The sequence below is a fragment of the Pseudomonas sp. B2M1-30 genome, assembly GCF_025447575.1.
Lineage (GTDB): Bacteria > Pseudomonadota > Gammaproteobacteria > Pseudomonadales > Pseudomonadaceae > Aquipseudomonas > Aquipseudomonas botevensis.
Genome location: NZ_JAOEJT010000004.1, coordinates 274,194 through 295,129 on the forward strand (window position 1 = coordinate 274,194; position 20,936 = coordinate 295,129).

The 20,936-nt window shown below is 61.4% G+C and carries 16 protein-coding genes; 7 read left to right on the forward strand and 9 right to left on the reverse strand.

All coding sequences use genetic code 11. The features are described 5' to 3' along the window. Positions 1 to 191 precede the first annotated feature (191 nt). A complete protein-coding gene (locus N8H74_RS10750; protein WP_262147456.1) occupies positions 192 to 4,493 on the forward strand; it encodes a hypothetical protein in 4,302 nt (1,433 codons plus the stop codon). Positions 4,494 to 4,561: 68 nt separating this feature from the next. On the opposite strand, the gene N8H74_RS10755 is transcribed toward N8H74_RS10750, so the two are convergent. The 5 genes from N8H74_RS10755 to N8H74_RS10775 form a co-directional block, all read right to left on the reverse strand. Then, positions 4,562 to 5,914 carry an imelysin family protein gene (locus tag N8H74_RS10755; protein ID WP_217833799.1) on the reverse strand — a complete coding sequence of 451 codons (1,353 nt, stop codon included), beginning with the start codon at positions 5,912 to 5,914 and terminating at the stop codon, positions 4,562 to 4,564. 677 nt (positions 5,915 to 6,591) lie between these two features. After that, a complete protein-coding gene (locus tag N8H74_RS10760) occupies positions 6,592 to 8,643 on the reverse strand; it encodes a GGDEF domain-containing phosphodiesterase (protein ID WP_217832763.1) in 2,052 nt (683 codons plus the stop codon). A 339-nt stretch (positions 8,644 to 8,982) separates the two neighbouring features. After that, on the reverse strand, positions 8,983 to 9,579 hold the full coding sequence (locus N8H74_RS10765; RefSeq protein ID WP_003227660.1) for a Fe-Mn family superoxide dismutase: 597 nt from the start codon (positions 9,577 to 9,579) through the stop codon (positions 8,983 to 8,985). A 176-nt stretch (positions 9,580 to 9,755) separates the two neighbouring features. Beyond that, positions 9,756 to 10,358: a LysE/ArgO family amino acid transporter gene (locus N8H74_RS10770; protein ID WP_217832765.1), complete on the reverse strand. Its 603-nt coding sequence runs from the start codon at positions 10,356 to 10,358 to the stop codon at positions 9,756 to 9,758. 5 nt (positions 10,359 to 10,363) lie between these two features. Continuing rightward, positions 10,364 to 10,765 (reverse strand): ACT domain-containing protein, encoded by a 402-nt coding sequence (locus tag N8H74_RS10775; protein ID WP_262147458.1) that lies wholly within the window; start codon positions 10,763 to 10,765, stop codon positions 10,364 to 10,366. A 96-nt stretch (positions 10,766 to 10,861) separates the two neighbouring features. Between N8H74_RS10775 and N8H74_RS10780 the strand changes: the two genes are divergently transcribed. From N8H74_RS10780 to N8H74_RS10795, 4 genes are all read left to right on the forward strand, one after another. Beyond that, complete coding sequence (locus tag N8H74_RS10780; protein WP_217832767.1) at positions 10,862 to 11,755, forward strand: LysR family transcriptional regulator ArgP; 894 nt, start codon at positions 10,862 to 10,864, stop codon at positions 11,753 to 11,755. A gap of 54 nt (positions 11,756 to 11,809) precedes the next feature. After that, complete coding sequence (locus N8H74_RS10785; protein WP_262147460.1) at positions 11,810 to 12,802, forward strand: NAD-dependent epimerase/dehydratase family protein; 993 nt, start codon at positions 11,810 to 11,812, stop codon at positions 12,800 to 12,802. A 120-nt stretch (positions 12,803 to 12,922) separates the two neighbouring features. Further along, positions 12,923 to 13,783 carry an ATPase gene (locus tag N8H74_RS10790; protein ID WP_262147462.1) on the forward strand — a complete coding sequence of 287 codons (861 nt, stop codon included), beginning with the start codon at positions 12,923 to 12,925 and terminating at the stop codon, positions 13,781 to 13,783. Positions 13,784 to 13,899: 116 nt separating this feature from the next. Then, complete coding sequence (locus N8H74_RS10795; protein WP_262147464.1) at positions 13,900 to 14,748, forward strand: cache domain-containing protein; 849 nt, start codon at positions 13,900 to 13,902, stop codon at positions 14,746 to 14,748. 25 nt (positions 14,749 to 14,773) lie between these two features. Here the strand turns inward: N8H74_RS10795 and N8H74_RS10800 are convergent, their stop codons facing one another. Then, entirely contained in the window at positions 14,774 to 16,291 is a 1,518-nt protein-coding gene (locus tag N8H74_RS10800; RefSeq protein WP_262147466.1) for an MDR family MFS transporter, read from the reverse strand. Between the two features lie 79 nt (positions 16,292 to 16,370). Beyond that, the gene (gene pobA / locus N8H74_RS10805; RefSeq protein WP_262147714.1) at positions 16,371 to 17,555 is read right to left on the reverse strand and encodes a 4-hydroxybenzoate 3-monooxygenase; all 1,185 of its coding nucleotides are present in this window, start codon (positions 17,553 to 17,555) and stop codon (positions 16,371 to 16,373) included. 187 nt (positions 17,556 to 17,742) lie between these two features. Between pobA and N8H74_RS10810 the strand changes: the two genes are divergently transcribed. Beyond that, complete coding sequence (locus tag N8H74_RS10810) at positions 17,743 to 18,627, forward strand: helix-turn-helix domain-containing protein (protein ID WP_217832772.1); 885 nt, start codon at positions 17,743 to 17,745, stop codon at positions 18,625 to 18,627. Between the two features lie 99 nt (positions 18,628 to 18,726). Here the strand turns inward: N8H74_RS10810 and N8H74_RS10815 are convergent, their stop codons facing one another. Both N8H74_RS10815 and N8H74_RS10820 read right to left on the reverse strand, forming a co-directional pair. Then, positions 18,727 to 18,903: a hypothetical protein gene (locus N8H74_RS10815; RefSeq protein ID WP_217832773.1), complete on the reverse strand. Its 177-nt coding sequence runs from the start codon at positions 18,901 to 18,903 to the stop codon at positions 18,727 to 18,729. Positions 18,904 to 19,029: 126 nt separating this feature from the next. Further along, the gene (locus tag N8H74_RS10820; protein ID WP_217832774.1) at positions 19,030 to 19,935 is read right to left on the reverse strand and encodes a LysR family transcriptional regulator; all 906 of its coding nucleotides are present in this window, start codon (positions 19,933 to 19,935) and stop codon (positions 19,030 to 19,032) included. Between the two features lie 115 nt (positions 19,936 to 20,050). On the opposite strand from N8H74_RS10820, the gene N8H74_RS10825 reads away from it, so the two are divergent. Continuing rightward, positions 20,051 to 20,929: an MBL fold metallo-hydrolase gene (locus N8H74_RS10825; protein ID WP_262147469.1), complete on the forward strand. Its 879-nt coding sequence runs from the start codon at positions 20,051 to 20,053 to the stop codon at positions 20,927 to 20,929. Positions 20,930 to 20,936: the final 7 nt, after the last annotated feature.

Here is a 20,936-nt window from a genome sequence, read left to right on the forward strand (position 1 = left end):
AGGGGCAAAAATTCGAGGCGCAAAGTCTAACAGGGCGGGGGGGATTGAATAAGAGGAATTATCGTTTGCTTGATCGAGAGCAAAAACCGGATCGCCGGACGGCGCCCGATCATGGCCTATAACTATGTACCGCACGGGGGCAAGGACACGGGCGCAGCATGCCGGTTGTCTTTCATCCGGAGTTTGCCCCCATGCAGCATCCCGTTCGGTCGTCAGCGCGTGCCGTGTTGTCGAGCGCCAGAATCAACCCTGCCCAGACCACCCTGAAAGAGCAGATGTCGGCGCTCGATCTGCAGATCGTCGAGCATTTTGCGAGCCGGCCGCATTTTCATGAGTTCGTCAGGCAGGCCTTCGAGAAACACTTCCCCGACCTTGCGCCGGCGCCTGACCTGCTGCGCTGCTTCATCAGCCACGGTGAGACGACGCCGCTCTCGGCGCAGCTTTCCGAGCGCGCCGACGCCAGCGAACCCGCTACCCGGTCCGACGCTGCTGCCGACAGTGCCGCCGCTCTGCCGGGGTTACCCCCCAGCCTGATGGACGCCGTTGTGCGGCGGATCGTCAGCGGTCAATCAGCCGCTTACGCGAAATACAAAGCGCTGTTCCATCGTGCTTCCGACAGCGGCGGCGAACCGGCCCTGTACAGCGCCTTGAAACCCGAAGCGTTCGATACCTTTCTCGATCAACTGGCCGACGCGGTACACACGCAATACACGCAGTACCTTCAGCGCTACTGGGCCAAAACCTTCAGTCCGACCGATGTGCGCAGCCACAAACAGTGGCTGGTGCAGATGCGAATCGAGCAGTTGCAGACCGAAGTCGCGCTGTTGAAAAGTGACGACCTGCTCAGCGCCGCCGCCGTGACTCTGTTCGAAACCGTGCTGCGTTACCCGCACGCGTCGGCCCGGCAAGCGCTGGAGGGCTATCGCCCGTGCGTGTACGCCGTGGCCCTGCAAGACGCCGCTGCCGAGGTGATGACGCTGCACGGCACGTTCGTCCTGACGGCGCGGGATCCGCAGGATGCCGAGGTGGGTTGGGAAAGTGCGGTGAAAACCCCAGTGGCCCGGCCCGTCGAGCCGAGCGCCAACGTCGGCCGGGTGCTGCTGTTCACGCCGAACAACGGGCTGGAAGAGTTCGATTCCCTGGCCAGTCTGGATCGCGAACTGCATCGACGCTTGAGTCATGCGGTCGAGTTCGCCGCGTTGAGCGTGCTGGTGGCGGACAAGGATCAGGCTCGGGTCATCGCGCTTCAGGGCACGGCAGCCGCGCGCGATCAACTGAAATACCTCGAACGTCTGGACTCTCCCTTCGACTACGCCATCGACTCGCAATGCCGGTTGCTCCAGACCAACCTTGAATCGACCTTCGCGCGTTATGTGAGGCAGGGTATCCACGCCGACATGGCGAATTTGCCGGCTGCGATTGATCGGGTGACCGACCTGCGACACGCCTTTGCCGTCGAGCCGATTCTGCAGGCCCGGCTGCGTAAACAATGCCAGGCGCGGCTGACTGCGTTCCTGAAGGATGCTTCCTCTGAGGATCGAGAAGCCTGGGCCGTTGCCCTGGAGAACTACACCGAGGCGCTCGCCAGCCTGCCGGAGTACGAAGGCCTGCCGTCGCTGGAGCAGTTCAGCGACCGGCGCGAATTGCTGGCCTACAGCAATCGGCAATTGCGTGCGGCGCTCGAAGCGGAACATGGCCTGAAGGTGAATCCGGACCACATCATCGTACACACCAGGGAGCCGGTGGTTCCGGTCAACCCGGTGCCGTCCGCCGCGCCCGGCACCAGCATTCGTGATCCCGGCGAGTTCCGCTTCGTGCATCGCCAAAAGACGTTGACTGAAGCGGGGCTGGACAACGTCGCCAGCCATGACCTCAATTTCACCCGTTTCTCCAGACTCAGCCTGAAGACCGCCGTCGACGACAAGCATGGGCAGACCGTGCTGCCGGATACGCCGGAGAAAGCCAAGGCGTTTGCACCCTACGACGGTTTGACCCTGGAGCAGGTCAAGGCATTGATCCGAACGACCAACGTCGGTCAGAGCTATCAGGACTTTCTGCGCAAGAACCTGATCACCTCAGCGGCAGCGCTGGCCCGCAAGCAGTCATACGCCGACCTTGTCGAACGGCTGATGCGTCTTGAGGCCATCGAAGCCAGGATCAATGGCGACTTCATGCCCGACCGCCTGGAGCGTGGTTTCCATTGGGTGCAAGCGGTGCTGGATGCACCCGAGGACAGCGATCAGCGCAAAACCGTCGAGGGGCACCGGATACTCGTCGAGTACCTGCAACTGCGCGGGCAACGGGTGCGTGGCGTGCTGTTGTTCGCCACCGCGTCGGTCGCTGTCGGCTCGGTCGTGGTGTATACGCCGGGCGCGTCGGGCGGTCGGGTGTTTCACGAGTTTCGCAAAGACCAGTTCATCGCGGATTTTGTCCAGAGCAGTTCCTGGCGTGACTATTTGCTCGGCCGCATCGGGCTGGCCTCCCGGGCTCGAGTGCTGGCGATCCTGAAGGGGCAGGGTGATGTCTCGCAGGTCAACCGGATGCGCATCGCTGGCAATCTGTTCGAAAATGCCTACGAGCACGAGGCCAGTTTCGTCTTGAATGACGCCACTGCCCAGGTCACCACCACTCAGCAGACCAACGTCGAAACCGGGATGCTCATCGCCACCACGGCGATCGATGTGTTGAGCATGGTGTTGCCGGTTCACGTGACACTGCCCATCGGTATTGCCAGGGGACTGTCATCGGTGTTCAGCGCGGTGGATCTGGCGCAGATCAATGATCGGGCCGGTGCTGCGCATCACATCGTCCGGGCGCTGGCCGAGTTTACCGGGGGGCTGGTCGACAGCGTGATGGGGGCGACACGGGTGCGGCCCCGCGCTCCTGCAACGACCAATCCGCGTGCGTTGAATCCGAAACTGGCGCTGAGACACAAGCCGGATGGCCTGCTGGCGTTGCCGGGATGGGAAGGCAAGGGCATCCACTATAAAAAACCTGCGGACGGCGTCGGCAAACTGTACTTCCTCAATGAGGGCAAGCGCTGGTATTCGATCATCGATGAAGGTTTTGAACAGGCCTGGCGCATCAGGGATGCGCGCAAACCGTTCCAGGGGTACTACCCGCCGATCCGCCTCGATGGACAGGGGCATTGGGAGGTGGGCACCTCTGCGCACGCCGGGTTGCTGGGCGGCAATTCACCGCAGGAAGCGCTGAAGCATCTGTATCCGTTCCTCGACGATGTACAGGTCAATCATGTGTTCGAAGCGTTCGCGTTTCCCCGTGGTCGTGAGATCGAGTTGGGCCTGAGTTTTGTCGAACACCTGCGTTCGGGCATGGCGCTCGCATCGTTCGTTCAGTATCTGCGGGTGGGTGAGCAGGTCTTGCGCAGACGTCTTCAGGGGCTGCCTGTGGCGGGTTTTTCCGGCGGTGGAGTGGTGAGCGAGGCGCCTGTGGCGAAGCGCCCGAGAGGCCAGCCGCCGCGCGTGCGCCCATCCGAGTCCCTGCCGGCAGCCCCCGCTCGGCCGCTCAACCAAAAGTTTCTCGATTGGGGGCAGCTTATCGATCCCGCTGAGTTTCAACTGCAAAACGCCGCGTTCGGGATCTATCGGCGCACAGGCGGGGAGCAAGTCCTGCGAGGTCGCGACTACATCAAAATGGGCGAGCGCTATTACTCGATCCTGCCTGCGCACGACTCGTCGGCGCCTCACCTGGCCTATGTGTTCGACGAGGGCCTGGAGCTCAACCATTTTGCCCAGTTTGAATACCTGCTCTGGTCGGATCTGTTCAGTCAGCCGCGCCTGTTTCGTTCCAACGATGGGCTGTGGAGTACATCGATTGATCTGCCATTCGAAAAAACCATCACGTCTTACGTGGCCGATGCGTTTCCGGTGTTCCGCCTGAGCAGCCGCCACATCGCGCAAAAAATGTTTGAACTGAGCAATCCCGATGGTCTGAACGCTTCGGGACTGGCAATGATCTACCGCACACTGAGAGCCTGGCGTGCCACCCTGGCGCCGGCCGACGCGTTGTGGGATCCGCTGTCGCTGTTGCCTGTGACGCCGAAAAACCTGGCGGGGCAGTGGCTGCTTGAGGGGTATTTCGGTCTCTACAAGCGGTTGCGGTTGAGCGCCGAAGGGGTCGATATCCTGCTGGACGCAGCCATCCGGACCGGAACCGATGAGTCACTTCGGGCATTGATGTCCGAGCGGCTGGTCGCCAGCGGCTATGAAATCTTCATGGGCTACCGTCTCGGTTCCGAACTGTTGTTCAAGCGGCCGGGACGTCCGCAAATGTTCTGGCTATCGTTGCGCCGGGTCGTCGGCAATGTGATCGAAGGCAGCCATTACGTTGCCCCACGGGTTGAACTGATGGATGCGCCCACCCAGGTGCTGCTCAACAAATCTCGGGAGACTCATGAGCTGGTGTCGTTGGTGGGGGGCATGCGAACGCCGGCGGCGGGTTCGTCGACCGAGATCTTCATCATCCGGGTTTGAGCCCGGCCTGAAATGAACAAGCCCCGAATGATCGGGGCTTTTTCATGAGGCGCGGTTGACGCTGTTGATCAGAACTCGTGATCGGCGTTGTCCGGGTTCAGGTCGGTGATCCCCAGTTTGCCGGCAGCCGCCTCGATCGAACCGGTCTGCTTGACCAGGGAGGCGATGGCGTCGCGCACGATCTGGTTGCCGGCGGTGTTGCCGGCGGCGATCAGCTGGTCGTAGTGCTCACCCTTGTTGGCGTGATCGACCATGACCTGGATCTTGGCTTCGGTGGCGGCCAGATCATCCTTCAGTGCCTTGTCGGCAGCCGGGTCAGCCTTGGCCACCAGCGACGACAGGCTGGCGCCGGTCAGCTTGGTGCCATCGACACGGGTGTATTCGCCCAGGTACACGTTGCGGATGCCTTTGGCATCGTAGAAGTGCGAGTTGTGGGTGTTGTCGCTGAAGCAATCCTGTTCGTCTTCCGGCGAGTTGGCTTCCAGGGAAACCTTCATGCGCTCGCCCGCCAGTTCGCCCAGGGACAGACTGCCCATGCCGAACAGCATCTTGCGCAGGCCGGCTTCGGCAGGCTCGGCTTCCAGAGTGGCGCGGTAGTTGTCGGCCACGTTCGGCTTCCAGTTGCCGACCATTTCTTCCAGGTCGCTGACCAGCAGTTGGGTCACGGCTTTCAGGTAGGCACGACGACGGTCATTGTGACCACCGGTAGCGCCGGCGCCTTCCAGGTAATCCGACGCCGGACGGTTGCCGGCGCCAGGGCCGGTGCCGTTCAGGTCCTGGCCCCAGAGCAGGAATTCGATGGCGTGGTAGCCGGTGGCAACGTTGGCTTCGGAACCGCCCAGCTCGTTGAGGCTGGCGAGTTTTTCCGGGGTGATGTCCTTGACGTCGACCTTGTCTTCGCCGACCTGCACTTCAGTGTTGGCGATGATATTGGCGGTGGCGCCCGGGTTGCCCAGCGCATGTTCGTAGGACTTGTCGACGTAGTCGATCAGGCCTTCGTCCAGAGGCCAGGCGTTCACCTGACCTTCCCAGTCGTCGATGATGGTGTTGCCGAAGCGGAACGCCTCGCTCTGCAGGTAAGGAACGCGAGCGGCGACCCAGGCAGCCTTGGCGGCTTTCAGGGTGTCGGCGTTCGGCTTGGCGAGGAACGCGTCGATGGCGGTTTGCAGGGTTTTCGCGGTGGATTCGGCATCGCTGTAGACGGCGTAGACCATGTCGGCGTAGTGCGACACAACGGCCTTGCCGGCGGCCTCGTCGACTTTACCGGCAGCGGTGGACGCAGGCGCGGCGGCCGGAGCGGTGCTGGCGGCTGGAGTCGGCGCCGGGGCGGCGGCCTTGTCTTTGTCTTTACCTTCGCCGCAACCGGCGAGGGAAATAGCGATGGCCAGCAGACTGGCGGTAGCCAGAGGCATACGAATCATGGCGAACATCCTGCTTCGGTAATTGAATGGACTCGCGCGGGGGTGCGCAAAACTGCGACATAATGCAAATCTTTCGCATTATGTGTAAAGGGATGTGCTTGGAAATATTTCCTATTCATTTGTTGAAGATCAAAAGCCTCTCACCCTGAGGGCCTGGGTATGACTCACCCACATAGTTAACAAAACAGTTCAAGCACATAGGTAACAGTTTTTAACTGGCACTAGGTCGGCCCGAAGGCGGCCTTCACGGGCAAGCCACTCTCACAGAAAAGCAAAAACAAAAGCCGTCCGCACCCGTTTCTCCCCACTCAACACAATGAGCGTTAGCTCGAGTACCGCTTTTGATCTTGCCGTGCCGGCCCCTTCGGCAGGCTGAGTGGAGGGATTTATCCGGGGGTGGGAGCGCAGCGACCGTTTGGCGCAGCCAAACACATCGAGAGGAGGTGCAGCGAAGCAAACCGTAGGCGATGCCCCCCGGATGAATCCCGCAACGAAGGAACTCCGAGCCTCAGCGAGGAGCCGAACGCCGGGGCCAAGCCTTTTGGGTTACCTTTTTGGCGTCTGAAAAAGGTGACTCGCCGTAAGGGCGAAACCGCCAGCCGCCACACCCGAAGCAACGGATATTCACCCAAAACCCCAAAGAACCTGGCCGGCCCAGAGGCCGCCAAGGTTACAACCTATAAAATCGCCGCATTACTCCGCTGCGCCTGCTTGAGATAAACACTCAACTCCCGCGCCGGCAACGGCTTGCTGTAGTGATACCCCTGACCTTCGTGGCACCCCTCGGAGATGATGTAAGTCTCCTGCTCGGCAGTCTCCACGCCCTCGGCAATCACCTGCATGCCCAGGCTCTTGCCCAACTGGATGATCGCGCGAACGATGGTCGCATCATCGTCGTCATCCAGCAGATCCTGCACGAAACTCTTGTCGATCTTGATCTTGTCCAGCGGCAGGCTCTTCAGATAGCTCAGCGACGAATAGCCGGTGCCGAAGTCGTCGATGGCGATCAGCGCGCCGGAGCGGCGCAGGCTCAACAGGTGCTGGGCGGCGGTGCTGATGTCTTCCATCAGGCCGGTTTCGGTGACTTCCAGCTCCAGGCTGCGCGGCGGCAGGCGATACATCTGCAACAGGTTGTTGACCACGCGCGGAAGCTCCGCGTGGTGCAGTTGCACCGTGGACAGGTTGACCGCCATGCGCAGGTCGATGAAACCCTGGTCGTGCCATTCGCGCAGTTGCTTGCAGGCCTGATCCAGCACCCACTCGCCGATGGCGATGATGGTGCCGTTCTGTTCGGCCAGTGGAATGAACAGGTCCGGCGGCACCAGGCCGTGTTCCGGATGCTGCCAGCGAATCAGCGCCTCGACGCCCACTACGCGGTGATCGCGGTAACTGATCTGCGGTTGATAGACGAGGTAGAACTGATCGCGCAGCAAGGCATCGCGCAGGTCTTTTTCCAGCTCGCGGCGGCGACGCATTTCACTGTCGACGCTGGCGATATAGAACTGATAACGGTTGCGCGAGCGGGTCTTGGCCAGGGTCATGGTCTGTTCGGCTTTCTGCAACAGCTTCTCGGTGCTGTCGCCATCCTCCGGGAACAGGGTGATGCCGATGGTCGCGCGCAGGCGGATTTCCTGATGGTCGAGGGCGAATGGCGCCTCGAGATCATCGAGGATGCTTTGCGCCAGTTCCGCCGCTTCGTAAGGCTGTTCGATATCGGCCTGCACCAGGGCGAACTGGTCGCCGCCGAGACGGGCGAGGGCGCCGAGACGACCGCTGTGGGCGCGCAACCGGTCGGCGAGGGCCAGCAGCAACTGGTCGCCGGTCTGGTAGCTGAACTGTTCGTTGATCCCCTTGAAATCATCCAGCCCTACGCACAACACCGCGACCCGGCGTTGCAACTTGCCGGCGTCCACCAGGATCTTGTCCAGTTGCTGCTGCAATTGCTGACGGTTCGGCAGGCCGGTGAGGAAGTCGTACTGGGCCATGCGCAGCAGGCTGTTTTCCGCTTCGTGGCGCAGGTGGGTGTTGCGTTCGATGGACTCGAGCAACTGGTTGGCGGTGTTGATCCAGATCCCCAGCTCGTTTTTCTCGTGGCCCTTGAGCTGCGGAATTTTGTGTTCGCTGGGGCGGTCCGGGTTGATCTCGGTGAGGTGTTCGATGATCCGCGACAGCGGCTTGGTCAGTAGCCAGTGATAGACCAGATACAGCACCAGACCCATGGCCAGGGCGCGCAGCACGCCGGAAATGAAGATGATGACCGAACTGACAATGAAGCTCTCGCCGTACGTGGCGGTGTCGAGGGTGATGCTGAGGTCGCCGTAATACTCGCTGTACGGGCCGCGTCCGACCAGTTGAGTGGTGAACGTGCGTTCCTGGCCGAGGATCAGGTCGGTCAGCCAGCGGCTGTTGGAATGCTGCAGGTCGCGGGATTTCTGCGCGAGCATGGCTTCGTTGGGATGGCCGATGGAGGCCTGGCGCACGGCATCGTCCTGGAACAGGCCTTCGATCACCTGCATGCCCATCTCCCGATCCAGGCTGTAGACCGCCTGTGTCGAGGGATCGCGAAACATGTCGAGGATGCGTTCGGCATCGCCGGCGACGGCCTGGCGTGTTTTATAGGCATCGAAAACAATCTGCGCGCAGCTCAAGACCACGCCGACGATCAATGCCGACAGGAGCACGACCCGGAGCAACTTCACCGACAAGCTGTTCTTGAGTTCCAGCTTCAAAGGGTTATTCCTTGTTCCGTGCGGGTAGCGTCAAGTTGCCATGAGTATTGGCAATCCCGTGTTGGCAGTCAAAGGGACAATCAAGCCTTGGGCGAATCGCCTGAAACTTGGCCAATATGCGGCTGACTGGAGTATTTGCCCTATTCGTACTGTTTCGGTTGTTTACGCCTCCAACTTGAGGGGAACGAGCGAAATTTTCCTCTGTTTGATGTTAGTCCGCCGTGGCTCGGGAGCAAGCGCCCCGGGGCGTTATTCGCTGTGGGAAATCTCTGATGCCGACGCGGATGTTTTTTCGGCATAAAAAAACCCGGCAACAGCCGGGTTTTTGTCTGGCGCAGCTTAAGCGGTGAAGGTCTTGCCTTCGAACTGCTCGGCCACGAACTTCCAGTTGACCAGGTTCCAGAACGCTTCAACGTACTTCGGACGCAGGTTGCGGTAGTCGATGTAGTAGGCGTGTTCCCAGACGTCGCAGGTCAGCAGCGGGGTGTCGCCGCTGGTCAGCGGGTTGCCGGCGCCGATAGTGCTGGCCAGGGCCAGGGAACCGTCAGCCTTTTTCACCAGCCAGCCCCAGCCGGAACCGAAGGTGCCGATGGAAGTCTTGCTGAACTCTTCCTTGAACTTGTCGAACGAACCGAAAGCCGCGTTGATGGCTTCAGCCAGTGCGCCGGTTGGTTGACCGCCGGCGTTTGGCGCCAGGCAGTTCCAGTAGAAGGTGTGGTTCCAGACCTGAGCGGCGTTGTTGAAGATGCCGCCCGAGGAAGTCTTGACGATTTCTTCCAGGGTCTTGCCTTCGAACTCGGTGCCTGGCACCAGGTTGTTCAGGTTCACGACATAGGTGTTGTGGTGCTTGTCGTGGTGGAACTCCAGGGTTTCCTTGGAAATGTGCGGCTGCAGGGCATCGTGTGCGTAAGGCAGCGGCGGCAATTCGAAAGCCATGATGATTCTCCTAATCAGGTCTGTTGCGGTGAGCGCAAGGCCGATCACGGGCGGCCGGAAATACGCCGGCGAGTTTTTACTCTTTGCGGCGCAGGGTTCGGATCATAGCACCGGGGTAGCGGCATAACCACGCAACAACTGTGTGGGATAGAGGTTCCAGAGCTGTTTGGAATAAATCACGAAGCCAATATCAATTGTCCGGCCACGGTGAACATCATCACCGCCACCAGCAGATCGAGAATCCGCCAGGTGCTCGGCCGCGCCAGCCACGGTGCCAGCCACGCCGCGCCGAGGGCCAGGGTGAAGAACCACAGCAGCGACGCACTCGCCGCACCGATCACGTAAGCGCCCGGCACTGATTGTTGGGCGCCGAGGGAGCCGATCAGCAATACGGTGTCGAGGTACACATGCGGGTTGAGCAGGGTCACCGCGAGCGCGCTGAGCATCACCGCGCGCAGGGAGCGCACGGTCTGGTTTTCGCCCTGATCCAGGCTCTGTTTCGAGAACGCCCGGCGCAATGCCTGGCTGCCATACCAGATCAGGAACGTGGCGCCACCCCAGCGGGCGATCGCCAGCAGCGTCGGGTTCTGCGCCAGAATCGTGGCGAGGCCGAATACTCCGGCCGCCACCAGAATCGCGTCGCAGACCACGCACAGTGCGGCCACTGGCAGGTGATGCTCGCGGCGCAGACTTTGCGCCAGCACAAAGGCGTTCTGGGTGCCGATCGCCATGATCAGCCCGAACGCCACCAGCAGCCCGTTCACATAGCTTTGCCACATAACCGTTACTCCGCGTTGGCTGCGAGATCGCGCAGTACTTGCAGGGCGCGCTCGGCGTCGGCCTGGCCGACAAACAAATGGTCGTGGTAGTAGCCGGCGATCACGTTGCAACTGATGCCGGCCTTGCCGAGTGCCGTGGCAAATGCAGCGGTGAGGCCGACCGCTTGCAGCGCCGAATGCACGTTCAGGGTGATCCATGCGGCGACGTAGTCGAAGTTGAAACCGGCGCGCTCGGCGTGGGAGCGTTCGAGGATGACCGTCAGGCCTTCCTGTTCGCGGAAACTTCCCACGACTTCCAGACCGCTCGGCAACCGGCCGTCGCGCAAGGTGCAGAACACGTATTCGCCGGGATTGAGCTGCGGGCTCATGCTGCGCAGCAGGGTGGTCAACGAGGTTTCGCCCGCCATGGGAGTGATCCTTGATAAAGAGTGCTTGCTGGCTATTCTCCGGGCAGACGCTGTATAAGAAAAACCAATAGTGCTGATCGCTCATTAGGAAAACTGATGTTCGACTACAAATTGCTTTCCGCTCTGGCCGCCGTGGTCGAGCAGGCCGGATTCGAACGCGCGGCGCAGGTGCTGGGGCTTTCGCAGTCGGCGATTTCCCAGCGGATCAAGCTGCTGGAGGCGCGGGTCGGCCAACCGGTGCTGGTGCGCGGCACGCCGCCGTCGCCGACCGAGATCGGTCGACGCCTGCTCAACCATGTGCAGCAGGTGCGCCTGCTCGAACGGGACCTGCAAGGCCTGGTGCCGGCGCTGGACGAAGAGGGGCTGCCGGAGCGTCTGCGCATCGCCCTCAACGCTGACAGTCTGGCGACCTGGTGGGCCGAGGCGGTGGGCGATTTCTGCGCCGAGCAGCATCTGTTGCTGGATCTGATCGTCGAAGACCAGACCGTCGGCCTCAAGCGCATGCGCGCCGGTGAGGTGGCGGCCTGTCTGTGCGCCAGCGAACGACCGGTGGCCGGCGCCCGCAGCGTGTTGCTCGGGGCGATGCGTTACCGGGCGCTGGCGAGCCCTGCGTTCATCGAGCGGCATTTCCCCGATGGCGTGCGCGCCGAACAACTGCCGCGTACCCCGGCGCTGGTGTTCGGCCCGGACGACTTCCTGCAACATCGCTACCTCGCTTCCCTCGGTGTCGATGGCGGTTTCGAGCATCACCTGTGCCCGTCCTCCGAGGGTTTCATCCGCTTGACGGAGGCTGGCCTGGGCTGGGGGCTGGTGCCGGAGCTGCAAGTGCGCGAGCAGTTGCAACGGGGTGTGTTGCGCGAACTGTTGCCAGATAAACCGATCGATGTGCCGTTGTACTGGCATCATTGGCGCAACGGCGGTCAGTTGCTGGGGCTGCTGACCGAGCAACTGGTGCGATCTTCGGGACAATGGCTGGTGCCGTTGGACTGACGGCCAGCGTCAAGACACCCGAATCAGGCAAAACGAAAGACAGCGGAGCTTTACATGAAAATTCTGGTCACCGGCGCAAGCGGCTTCATTGGCGGGCGCTTTGCGCGTTTTGCCCTGGAGCAGGGCCTGGACGTGCGGGTCAACGGTCGCCGGGCCGAAGGTGTCGAGCATCTGGTGCGCCGGGGCGCCGAATTTGTCCAGGGCGACTTGAGCGACGCAGATCTGGTGCGTGAACTCTGCGCGGATGTCGAAGCCGTGGTGCATTGCGCTGGCGCCGTCGGCTTGTGGGGGCGCTATCAGGACTTTCATCAGGGCAATGTGCAGGTCACTGAAAACGTGGTCGAGGCCTGCCTCAAGCAGCGGGTGCGGCGGCTGGTGCATCTGTCGTCGCCGTCGATCTACTTCGATGGCCGCGACCATCTCGGCTTGACTGAAGAGCAAGTGCCCAAGCGCTTCAGGCATCCCTACGCAGCGACCAAGTACCTGGCCGAGCAGAAGGTCTTCGGCGCCCAGGAATTCGGCCTCGAAACCCTGGCCCTGCGCCCGCGTTTCGTCACTGGCGCAGGGGATATGAGCATCTTCCCGCGTTTGCTGAAGATGCAGCGCAAGGGGCGTCTGGCGATCATCGGCGACGGTCTGAACAAGGTCGATTTCACCAGCGTACACAACCTCAACGAAGCGCTGCTCAGCAGTCTGCTGGCGACTGGCTCCGCACTGGGCAAGGCCTATAACATCAGCAACGGAGCGCCGGTGCCGTTGTGGGATGTGGTCAATTACGTGATGCGCAGGATGGAAGTCCCGCAGGTCACCAGATACCGTTCCTACGGGCTGGCCTACAGCGTCGCGGCGCTCAACGAGGGCGCGTGCAAGCTCTGGCCGGGGCGCCCCGAGCCGACGTTGTCGCGCCTGGGCATGCAGGTCATGAACAAAAATTTCACCCTCGACATCAGCCGCGCCCGGCATTATCTGGACTACGATCCGAAAGTCAGTCTGTGGACGGCGCTCGATGAGTTCTGTGGCTGGTGGAAAGCCCAGGACATTCGTTGATACGAAACGGGCCGTCGGCCCGTGCTGAACCCTGCTACAGCTTGAGGGTCAATCCCTGCGGTCGCGGGGTTTATACTTCGCCGCAATCAGCCATCACCGCGTTTCCCAAAGGTTGCCTCAATGTCCATGCGTAACGATGCCCACGACGACGATTTCGATGATGTACCGAGCCTGCGCGCCGACAGCCTCGATGACGATGATTTCCCGACCACTACTCGCACCTCCGTGCACTCGCGCACGCCGCCGGTGGTCAAGGTCAAGTCCGCCAGCACCGGGCCGCTGTGGGCGCTGGTCGGCGCATTGTTCTTCGCTTTCATCGGCCTGGCCTGGTGGAGTTTTCAGCAGATCTCGCTGATGGAGCAGCAACTGGTGGCGACCCAGGAAAGTTTCGCGCGGATCAGTGAGGAAGCAGCGGGGCGCCTGCAGGACATTTCCGGCAAGGTCGTCGCCAGCCAGAGCAACGTCACCAGCGACAGTGAAGCCTTGAAGTTGCAGATCAAGCAACTGGAAAGCCGGCTCCAGGATCAGAACAAACAACAGCAGGGGCTGGCCGGGCAGCAGGCCACGGATCTGGACAAGCGCCTGGCGCAGATGGCCGCCCAGGCCACTGAGCAACAGACCGCCAACACTCAGCTGCAGGCCCAGGTCAAAGCCCTGAGCGCTGAACTGGCCACCCTCAAGAGCACACCGGCTGACACCAGCAAGATCGAGGCCGAGTTCAAGAGCTTCGATGCGCAGTTCAAGAGCCTAGGTGCGGACATCGTGGCGCTGAAAAAGCAGGGCAATCCGAGTGCCGCCATCGATCGTCTGGAACAGGAAATCGTGGTGCTCAAAAGCGAGCAGGACAATCGCCCGGCCGCAGCCCAGGGGGGCACCAACACGGCCGAGTTCGATGCCTTCCGTGGGCAGATGACCCGCAACATCAACACCCTCCAGGCGCAGATCCAGAACCTGCAACAGCAGATCAACGCCCGGCCTTGACGCCTCTTTGGCGAGGGAGGCGGCTCCCTCGCAATCTCCAGAAACCTACTGAATATTCATACATAACCCCAGGCCGTCTACGCTCTTGAAACACCAACAGGAACGAGGGATGCGTCATGGGGTTTGTGCATAAGCTGGCCTGGCTCGGCGTGGTGCTGATGCTGAGTCTCGGCCAGGCCAACGCTGCCAAAACGGAGAAGGACGACAGTCAGGCGGCCATCGCCCTGCTGGAAAAGGCCCTGGCCTACTACCACGACAACGGCGACAAGGCGTTTGCCGCTTTCAGTCGTCAGGGGGAGTTCGTCGACAAGGATCGCTACGTGTTCGTGGTCGACACCAAGGGCGTCATGCTCGCCAGCGGCGGGCCATCGTCGGCGCTGATCGGCCGGGATGTCAGCGAAGTGCTCGGGCCGGATTTGCAGAAAGCCTTCAAGGACGCCTTGAAAGTGCCGGAAGGCAACGGCATCCAGCAGGCAGAATACCGCTGGAAGAATCAGGCCGACGGCAAGGTCGAGCGCAAGCATGTGTATTACCAGCGCATCGGCCAGCGGATTCTGGCGGTCGGTTATTACCTGCCCCGGGCCTCGGCCGAGCAGGCGAAGGCGTTGCTGGACAAGGCCGCGACCGATCTGGGCAAGGACGAGAAGGGCACTTTGACGGCGATCAACTCACTCAAGGGCGGCTATCTGGTCGATGACTTGTATGTGTTCGTGGTCGACCTCACCAACCAGCGCTACGTCGCCCATGGCACCAACCTGCGTCTGATCAACACCGACTTCGGCAAGATCAAGGACCCCGAAGGCAAACCGGTGGGCGAGCCGATCCTGGCGCTGATTGCCACACAGGACGAAGGCGAATACGAATACCGCTGGAAAAACCCGGTGACCGACAAGGTCGAGGACAAGCACGCCTACCTGAAGAAGGTCGGGCATTTTCTCGTGGCGGTCGGGTATTACAGCCCTTGAGCACATGATGGCCGGTGGGAGCCGGTTACCTGGCCGAGTGCTCCCGCCCGCGCAGCAGGTTGTTCGGCATGGCAATCGCCGCCGCCAATCCCAGCAGCGACACCGCCGTGCTGACCCACAGCAAATGCCGGAACGTCACCAGCAGCTCGGCGCGAAGGGCGTTCTGCGCATCGCCAGGGGCGGCATTCAGGCCGTCGAGCAGCACGTTGCCGGAGTGCCCTTCGCTCATCAATGAACTGCTCGCCAGGTGGGCGAAACTGGAGTCCTGCAATAACGCCAGCAACAGTGCCGACATCAACGCCACGCCCACCGCCCCGCCCAGCGAGCGGAACAGGTTGGTGGTGCTGGTGGCGACGCCGATGTCCTTTTGTGCCACCGAATTCTGGGTGCCGACCAGCGATGTCGGGAATTGCATGCCGCCGGCGATACCACTGAGCAGCATGAACAGAGCGCTGAGCAGCGTCGCCTGGGGCGGACTGAGCGCCATGCCGATGATCGAGATCGGCATCAGGATCGCCCCGGTCAGGATCTGCGGTTTGTAGCGCCCGGTCACCGACGTGCGGCGGCCGGCGAAGTACGCGCCGATCGGCAGACCCATCGCCAGCGGCAGCAGGTGCAGCGCCGCGCTGTCGGCACCGGCGCCGGTGACGCTCTGGAAGCGCAGCGGCATCAGCACGATCAGCGAAATCGCCTGGAAACTGGTGAAGAAAATCGTGCACCAGCACAGCAGGGCGTTGCGATTGGCGAACAGGTGCATCGGCAACAACGGCTCCCGCGCACGGCGCTCGTGCCAGACAAACATCGCCAGCACCACCACCGCACAGGCGAACAGTCCGAGGACTTCGCTGCTGCGCCACGAATGGCCCTGGCCGACCTGGGTGATCGCGAGCAGCAGGGCCGTCAGGCCGACGATCATCAGCAGCGTGCCGAGGTAATCGATGATCGGTTTGCGCTGCGGAATCGGCAGCCCGCGCAGATTGCGTCGCGCCACCCAAAACGCGCCCAGACCCAGCGGCAGGTTGATCAGGAACACCCAGCGCCAGGACAGGTATTCGGTCATGTAGCCGCCGAGTACCGGACCGGCGACGCTGGCCACCGCGTACATACTGCTGAAGTAACCCTGATAACGCCCGCGCTCCCGTGGTGGCACGATGTCGCCGATGATCGCCTGGCTGACTGAAATCATCCCGCCGGCACCAATGCCCTGAAGGATTCGCGCCAGCACCAGTTGCTCCATGCTCTGGGCCATGCCGCAGAACAGCGAGGCGAGGGTAAACACGCCCATGCCGAACAGCATCAGTTTGCGTCGCCCGTACAAGTCACCGAGCTTGCCGTAGATCGGCACCGCCACCGTCATCGCCACCATGTAGCCGGAAATCACCCAGGCCAGCAGGCTGACGTCCTTGAACTGCGCGGAAATCGCCGGCATGGATACGGCGACGATGGTCTGGTCCAGCGCGCCCAGGAAGATCGCCATCATCAGCGCGACCAGCACGCTGCGAATGGCCGGTTTGGGCGTTTCGGGATGGTTGAGATTGGTCACGGGGAAAACCTGCGGGCTGTGAGATTCCCGCAGGTCATCTGGCGAGCGGGGATGCTCGCCAGTGTAAGTCGGTAGCAGGCTATTCGATAGCCTCATAAGGAAGTCCGACGTAATTTTCTGCAATGGTTTTCCGGCCCGCTTCCGAGTCGACGAAGTAGTCCAGCTCCGAAGCGCAGATCCGCTGACTGAAGTCATCGTACTCGTCGAAGCGATGCAGCATCGAGGTCATCCACCAGGAAAAACGCTCGGCTTTCCACACCCGGCGCAGGCAGATTGCAGAATACTTCTCCAGCAGTTCGGTGCGACCTTCGCGGTAAACCTTCAGCAGAATATTGAACAGGGTGCTGACATCGCTGGCCGCCAGATTCAAACCTTTGGCGCCGGTGGGCGGGACGATATGCGCCGCGTCGCCGACCAGAAACAGGCGCCCGTACTGCATGGGTTCAACGACAAAACTGCGCAGCGGCGCGATGCTTTTTTCAATCGACGGGCCGGTCACCAACATATTGGCGAGGCTCGCGGGGAGGCGGTTTTTCAGCTCGTCCCAGAAGCGCTGATCCGACCACTCACTGACCTGCTCCTCGGCCGGCACTTGCAGGTAATAACGGGTGCGGGTCGCCGAACGCATGCTGCACAGGGCGAAGCCGCGTTCGTGGCGGGCGTAGACCAGTTCATCGTGAACCGGCGGCGTGTCGGCGAGAATGCCGAGCCAGCCAAACGGATAGACCCGTTCGAACACCTTCAGGCATTCCTCGGGAATGGCTTGACGGGCGACACCGTGGAAACCGTCGCAACCGGCGATGTAGTCGCAGTCGACCCGCCAGGTTTCGCCGTCCTTTTCGAAGGTGACGAAGGCTTCGTCGCTTTTCATGCCGTGGGGAACGACATCGCGAGCTTCATAGATCGTCTGCCCGCCGGTCTCCCGACGAGCGGCCATCAGGTCGCGGGTGACTTCGGTCTGGCCATAGACCATTACGGTTTTTCCGCCAGTCAGGGTCTTCAGATCGATGTGTACCAGACGTCCGTCCAGAGCCAGGTCGAAGCCTTCATGCACCAGGCCTTCACTGTCCATCCGGTGGGCCACGCCGGCCTCGCGCAACAGCTCTACCATGCCCTGTTCGAGCACGCCGGCGCGGATTCGGCCGAGGACATAGTCGGGTGTCTGGCGTTCGAGAATCAGGGTGTCGATGCCGGCGTTATGCAGCAATTGACCGAGGAGTAATCCGGACGGACCGGCGCCAATGATGGCAACTTGGGTTTTCAGCGTTTTCATTGTTTTTGTCACTCGCAAGCTTCACGCGGCACGGACCGGTGAATGATTTTTATGGTTCGAGTGCTTGCATTTTTCCCTTGCGGGTCTGTCAATTGAAGGTGAAAACTGAGCCGATACCTGTACATTCTGCCAATCGGTGCGATTATCGCCCGCAACCCTCGAGGCCTGGATTGAAGTGATGAACAAGCCTGACCTGCCTTCGATTCCGGTGTTCAAGCTCTACGGTGAAAGCCTGGACTGGCCGACCCCCGACTTGCTGCACTGTGAAACCATCTCCAAACGCAGCCGCGACCATCAATGGGAAATCAAACCGCATCGCCATGCTGATCTGTGCCAGTTGCTCTTCGTTTTCAAAGGTCAGGCAGAGCTTGAAATCGAAGGTCAGCGCACACAACTGAACCAGGCCGCCATTCAGGTCCTGCCACCGCTCTCGGTGCATGGATTTCGTTTTTCCGAGGACGTCGAAGGTTTCGTCGTCACCCTGGCGACACCCCTGATCAATCATTTACAGACGCAACTGGGCAACTCGGTGTTCGCCCTGGCCCAGGCTGAAAGCTACCCGGCGGGCAAGGACGGCGAGTACCTCAACAGCTTGTTCGCGGCATTGCAGGCCGAATACAACGGCCACCAGCCGGCGCGCGAAATGCTCATGCATTCGCTGGTCAGCGTGATCATGGTCTGGGTCAGCCGCCAGGCGCTCACCCGCCAGCGCTCGAACCAGCGTCCGCAGCGTCAGCGCGAATACCTCAACGGTTTCATTCAACTGGTGGAGGAGACTTACCGACAGCACGTCAAGGTTGAAGACCTGGCCCATCGCCTGGGCATTTCGGTGTCACACCTTAACGGCACCTGTCGCGAGCTGGCGGGGCAACCGGCGTTGCAGATCATGCACGAGCGGCAATTGCTGGAAGCCAAGCGCCTGCTGACTTACACCAGCATGACCATCTATCAGATGTCCGAGGAATTGGGGTTTTCCGATCCGACCAACTTCACGCGCCTGTTCCGGCGCCGGGTGGGGATTTCGCCGAAGGCGTTTCGCGATCGCCTGAAGACCGAACCATGATCGTGGGCTTGCTCGCGAAGGCGTTGAATCAGTCGACATTCCTGTTGAATGACAAGGCGCATTGGCGAGCAAGCCTGCTCCCTCAAGAAGGCATCCGGATCAGCGCAGCGCGTTAAGCGTCGCGTTGTGCGGGATGCAGCGTTCCAGATTGCAGCTTGCGTAGTCCCGGGGCAGTTGTCGCAGTTGCTCCACCCGCCAGGCAGCGGTGCCGTAGAGCGCCAGCGTGGCCGCGCAGGTGATGAAAATCGCGAGGTATCTTCTTGTTTTGGTGTTCATGGCGTTGACCTCTGAACGAATACCCGTGGGTACTGTTTTCAGCATAGGTCAGCGCTGGGGACTTTCCAGCAAACGGGCTTGTACCCCGATATTCAGGACACTGATGCACCCGCTATGGAAGCGGGCTCACAGGCCGATATCCCATTCCGGCTGCCCGGGGAAGCGCTCCACCAGAAAATCCAGCATGCAGCGCAACGCAGCCGGCATGTGTTTGCGTGAGGCGTAGACCGCGTAAATGTTCATCTGCCGAGGTTCGGCATCGGGCAGCAGCCGAATCAATTCTCCCGTATGAATGTAGGTGCCGGCCTGATAAGTCGGCAGCATCGCCACGCCGGCGCCGGCCAGGGTGGCGCGCAGCAGGGTGCTGGCTTCGTTGGCGCTGATGTTGCCCTGCACCGGGACTGACACCGGCTCGCCGTGTTCTTCGAAATGCCACAGGCTTTTGCCGAAATACGAGTGAGTCAGGCAGTTGTGCCGGCTCAACTCTTCGACCCGGCGGGGTGTCGGGTGCTCTTGCAGATAAGCCGGCGCGGCACAGACCACCGAGCGACAGACGGTCAGGCGTCGAGCGATCAGGTTCGGGTCGAGGTCGCTGCTGGTGCGAATCGCCAGGTCGATGCGTTCATCCACCAGATTCACCGTGCGATCGAGCATTTGCAGATCGATGTTGACCCCCGGATAGCGTTTGACGAACACCGCCACGGCATCGGCCAGTTGCGCCTGACCGAAGGAGGTGCTGACGCTGATCCGCAGCAATCCGCGCGGCGCGTCCTGGGGTTCGCTGACGGCGGCCTGCATGTCGCCGGACAGCTCCAGCATCTGCCGACAGCGCGGCAGCACTTCGTTGCCGGCGGCGGTCAGGCTCAATTTGCGCGTGGTGCGATGCATCAGGCGCGCGCCGACCCAGTCTTCCAGTTCTGCCAGATACCGCGACACCACCGGCCGCGACAGGTCCAGGTGATCGGCCGCCGCCGACTGGCTGCCCAGATCCACCACCGTGACAAACACCCGCATTGCTTGGAGACGATCCATGATTTGCCCGCTTTCAGAAACAAACTATGTTCAAGCATCGCATTTTTTGTACCGAGTCTGGCAACTAAGCTCTGTACCCATCGCCAAGCATGGCATTCGGACAACGGAGCAACAGATGATCGGCTTCACGGCTCTCAAACGCGTTTTACTGGCCACCGCCACCCTCGGTTTCGCTGCGCACGCGGCGGCGGCCAACCTGACCCTCGATGTCTACAATCCGGGCACCAACGCGATTTTCCCGGTGACCTCGGTACTGGTCAGCGGCGAGAAGGACGCGATTCTGGTCGACGCCCAGTTCGGCAAATCCCAGGCCGAGCAAGTGGTCGAAAAAATCCGCGCCAGCGGCAAGCAACTGACCACCATCTACATCAGTCATGGCGACCCGGACTACTATTTCGGTCTCGACACCCTGACCCAGGCTTTCCCGAACGCCAAAGTGCTGGCTTCGCAACCGACCGTCGATCACATCAAGCAGACCGTCGACGGCAAACTGGCCTTCTGGGGGCCGAAAATGGGTGCCGACGTGCCGGCCAAGACCATCGTTCCCGGCGTGCTCAAAGGCGACAGCCTGATGCTCGAAGGGCAGAAGCTGCAGGTGATCGGTCTTGATGGCAAACAGCCGGATCGCAGCTTCGTGTGGATTCCGTCGCTCAAGGCCGTGGTCGGTGGCGTGGTGGTAGCGCAGAACATCCACGTGTGGATGGCCGACACCCAGACCGCGCAATCCCACGCCGACTGGCTGCAAACCCTGCATTCGATCAAGACCCTGAAACCGCAGACCGTGGTGCCGGGCCACTACCTCGGCGACAGCGACCGTTCGCTGAAAGCCGTGACCTTTACCGCCGACTACATCAAGGCGTTCGACGAAGAAACGGCCAAGGCCAAGGACTCTGCAGCACTGATCGCCGCGATGAAAAAACGCTACCCGACATTGGGCGAGGAAAGCTCCCTGGAGCTGAGCGCCAAGGTCGCCAAGGGCGAGATGAAGTGGTAATCGCCTG

Coding starts and splice junctions, on each gene's coding strand:
- N8H74_RS10775 (WP_262147458.1), bottom strand. CDS start 10,765: ATGGCGGGCGAAACCTCGTTGACCACCCTGCTGCGCAGCATGAGCCCG.
- N8H74_RS10810 (WP_217832772.1), top strand. CDS start 17,743: ATGAACAAGCCTGACCTGCCTTCGATTCCGGTGTTCAAGCTCTACGGT.
- N8H74_RS10790 (WP_262147462.1), top strand. CDS start 12,923: ATGTCCATGCGTAACGATGCCCACGACGACGATTTCGATGATGTACCG.
- N8H74_RS10820 (WP_217832774.1), bottom strand. CDS start 19,935: ATGGATCGTCTCCAAGCAATGCGGGTGTTTGTCACGGTGGTGGATCTG.
- N8H74_RS10815 (WP_217832773.1), bottom strand. CDS start 18,903: ATGAACACCAAAACAAGAAGATACCTCGCGATTTTCATCACCTGCGCG.
- N8H74_RS10750 (WP_262147456.1), top strand. CDS start 192: ATGCAGCATCCCGTTCGGTCGTCAGCGCGTGCCGTGTTGTCGAGCGCC.
- N8H74_RS10825 (WP_262147469.1), top strand. CDS start 20,051: ATGATCGGCTTCACGGCTCTCAAACGCGTTTTACTGGCCACCGCCACC.
- N8H74_RS10770 (WP_217832765.1), bottom strand. CDS start 10,358: ATGTGGCAAAGCTATGTGAACGGGCTGCTGGTGGCGTTCGGGCTGATC.
- N8H74_RS10765 (WP_003227660.1), bottom strand. CDS start 9,579: ATGGCTTTCGAATTGCCGCCGCTGCCTTACGCACACGATGCCCTGCAG.
- N8H74_RS10780 (WP_217832767.1), top strand. CDS start 10,862: ATGTTCGACTACAAATTGCTTTCCGCTCTGGCCGCCGTGGTCGAGCAG.
- N8H74_RS10785 (WP_262147460.1), top strand. CDS start 11,810: ATGAAAATTCTGGTCACCGGCGCAAGCGGCTTCATTGGCGGGCGCTTT.
- N8H74_RS10795 (WP_262147464.1), top strand. CDS start 13,900: ATGGGGTTTGTGCATAAGCTGGCCTGGCTCGGCGTGGTGCTGATGCTG.
- N8H74_RS10755 (WP_217833799.1), bottom strand. CDS start 5,914: ATGATTCGTATGCCTCTGGCTACCGCCAGTCTGCTGGCCATCGCTATT.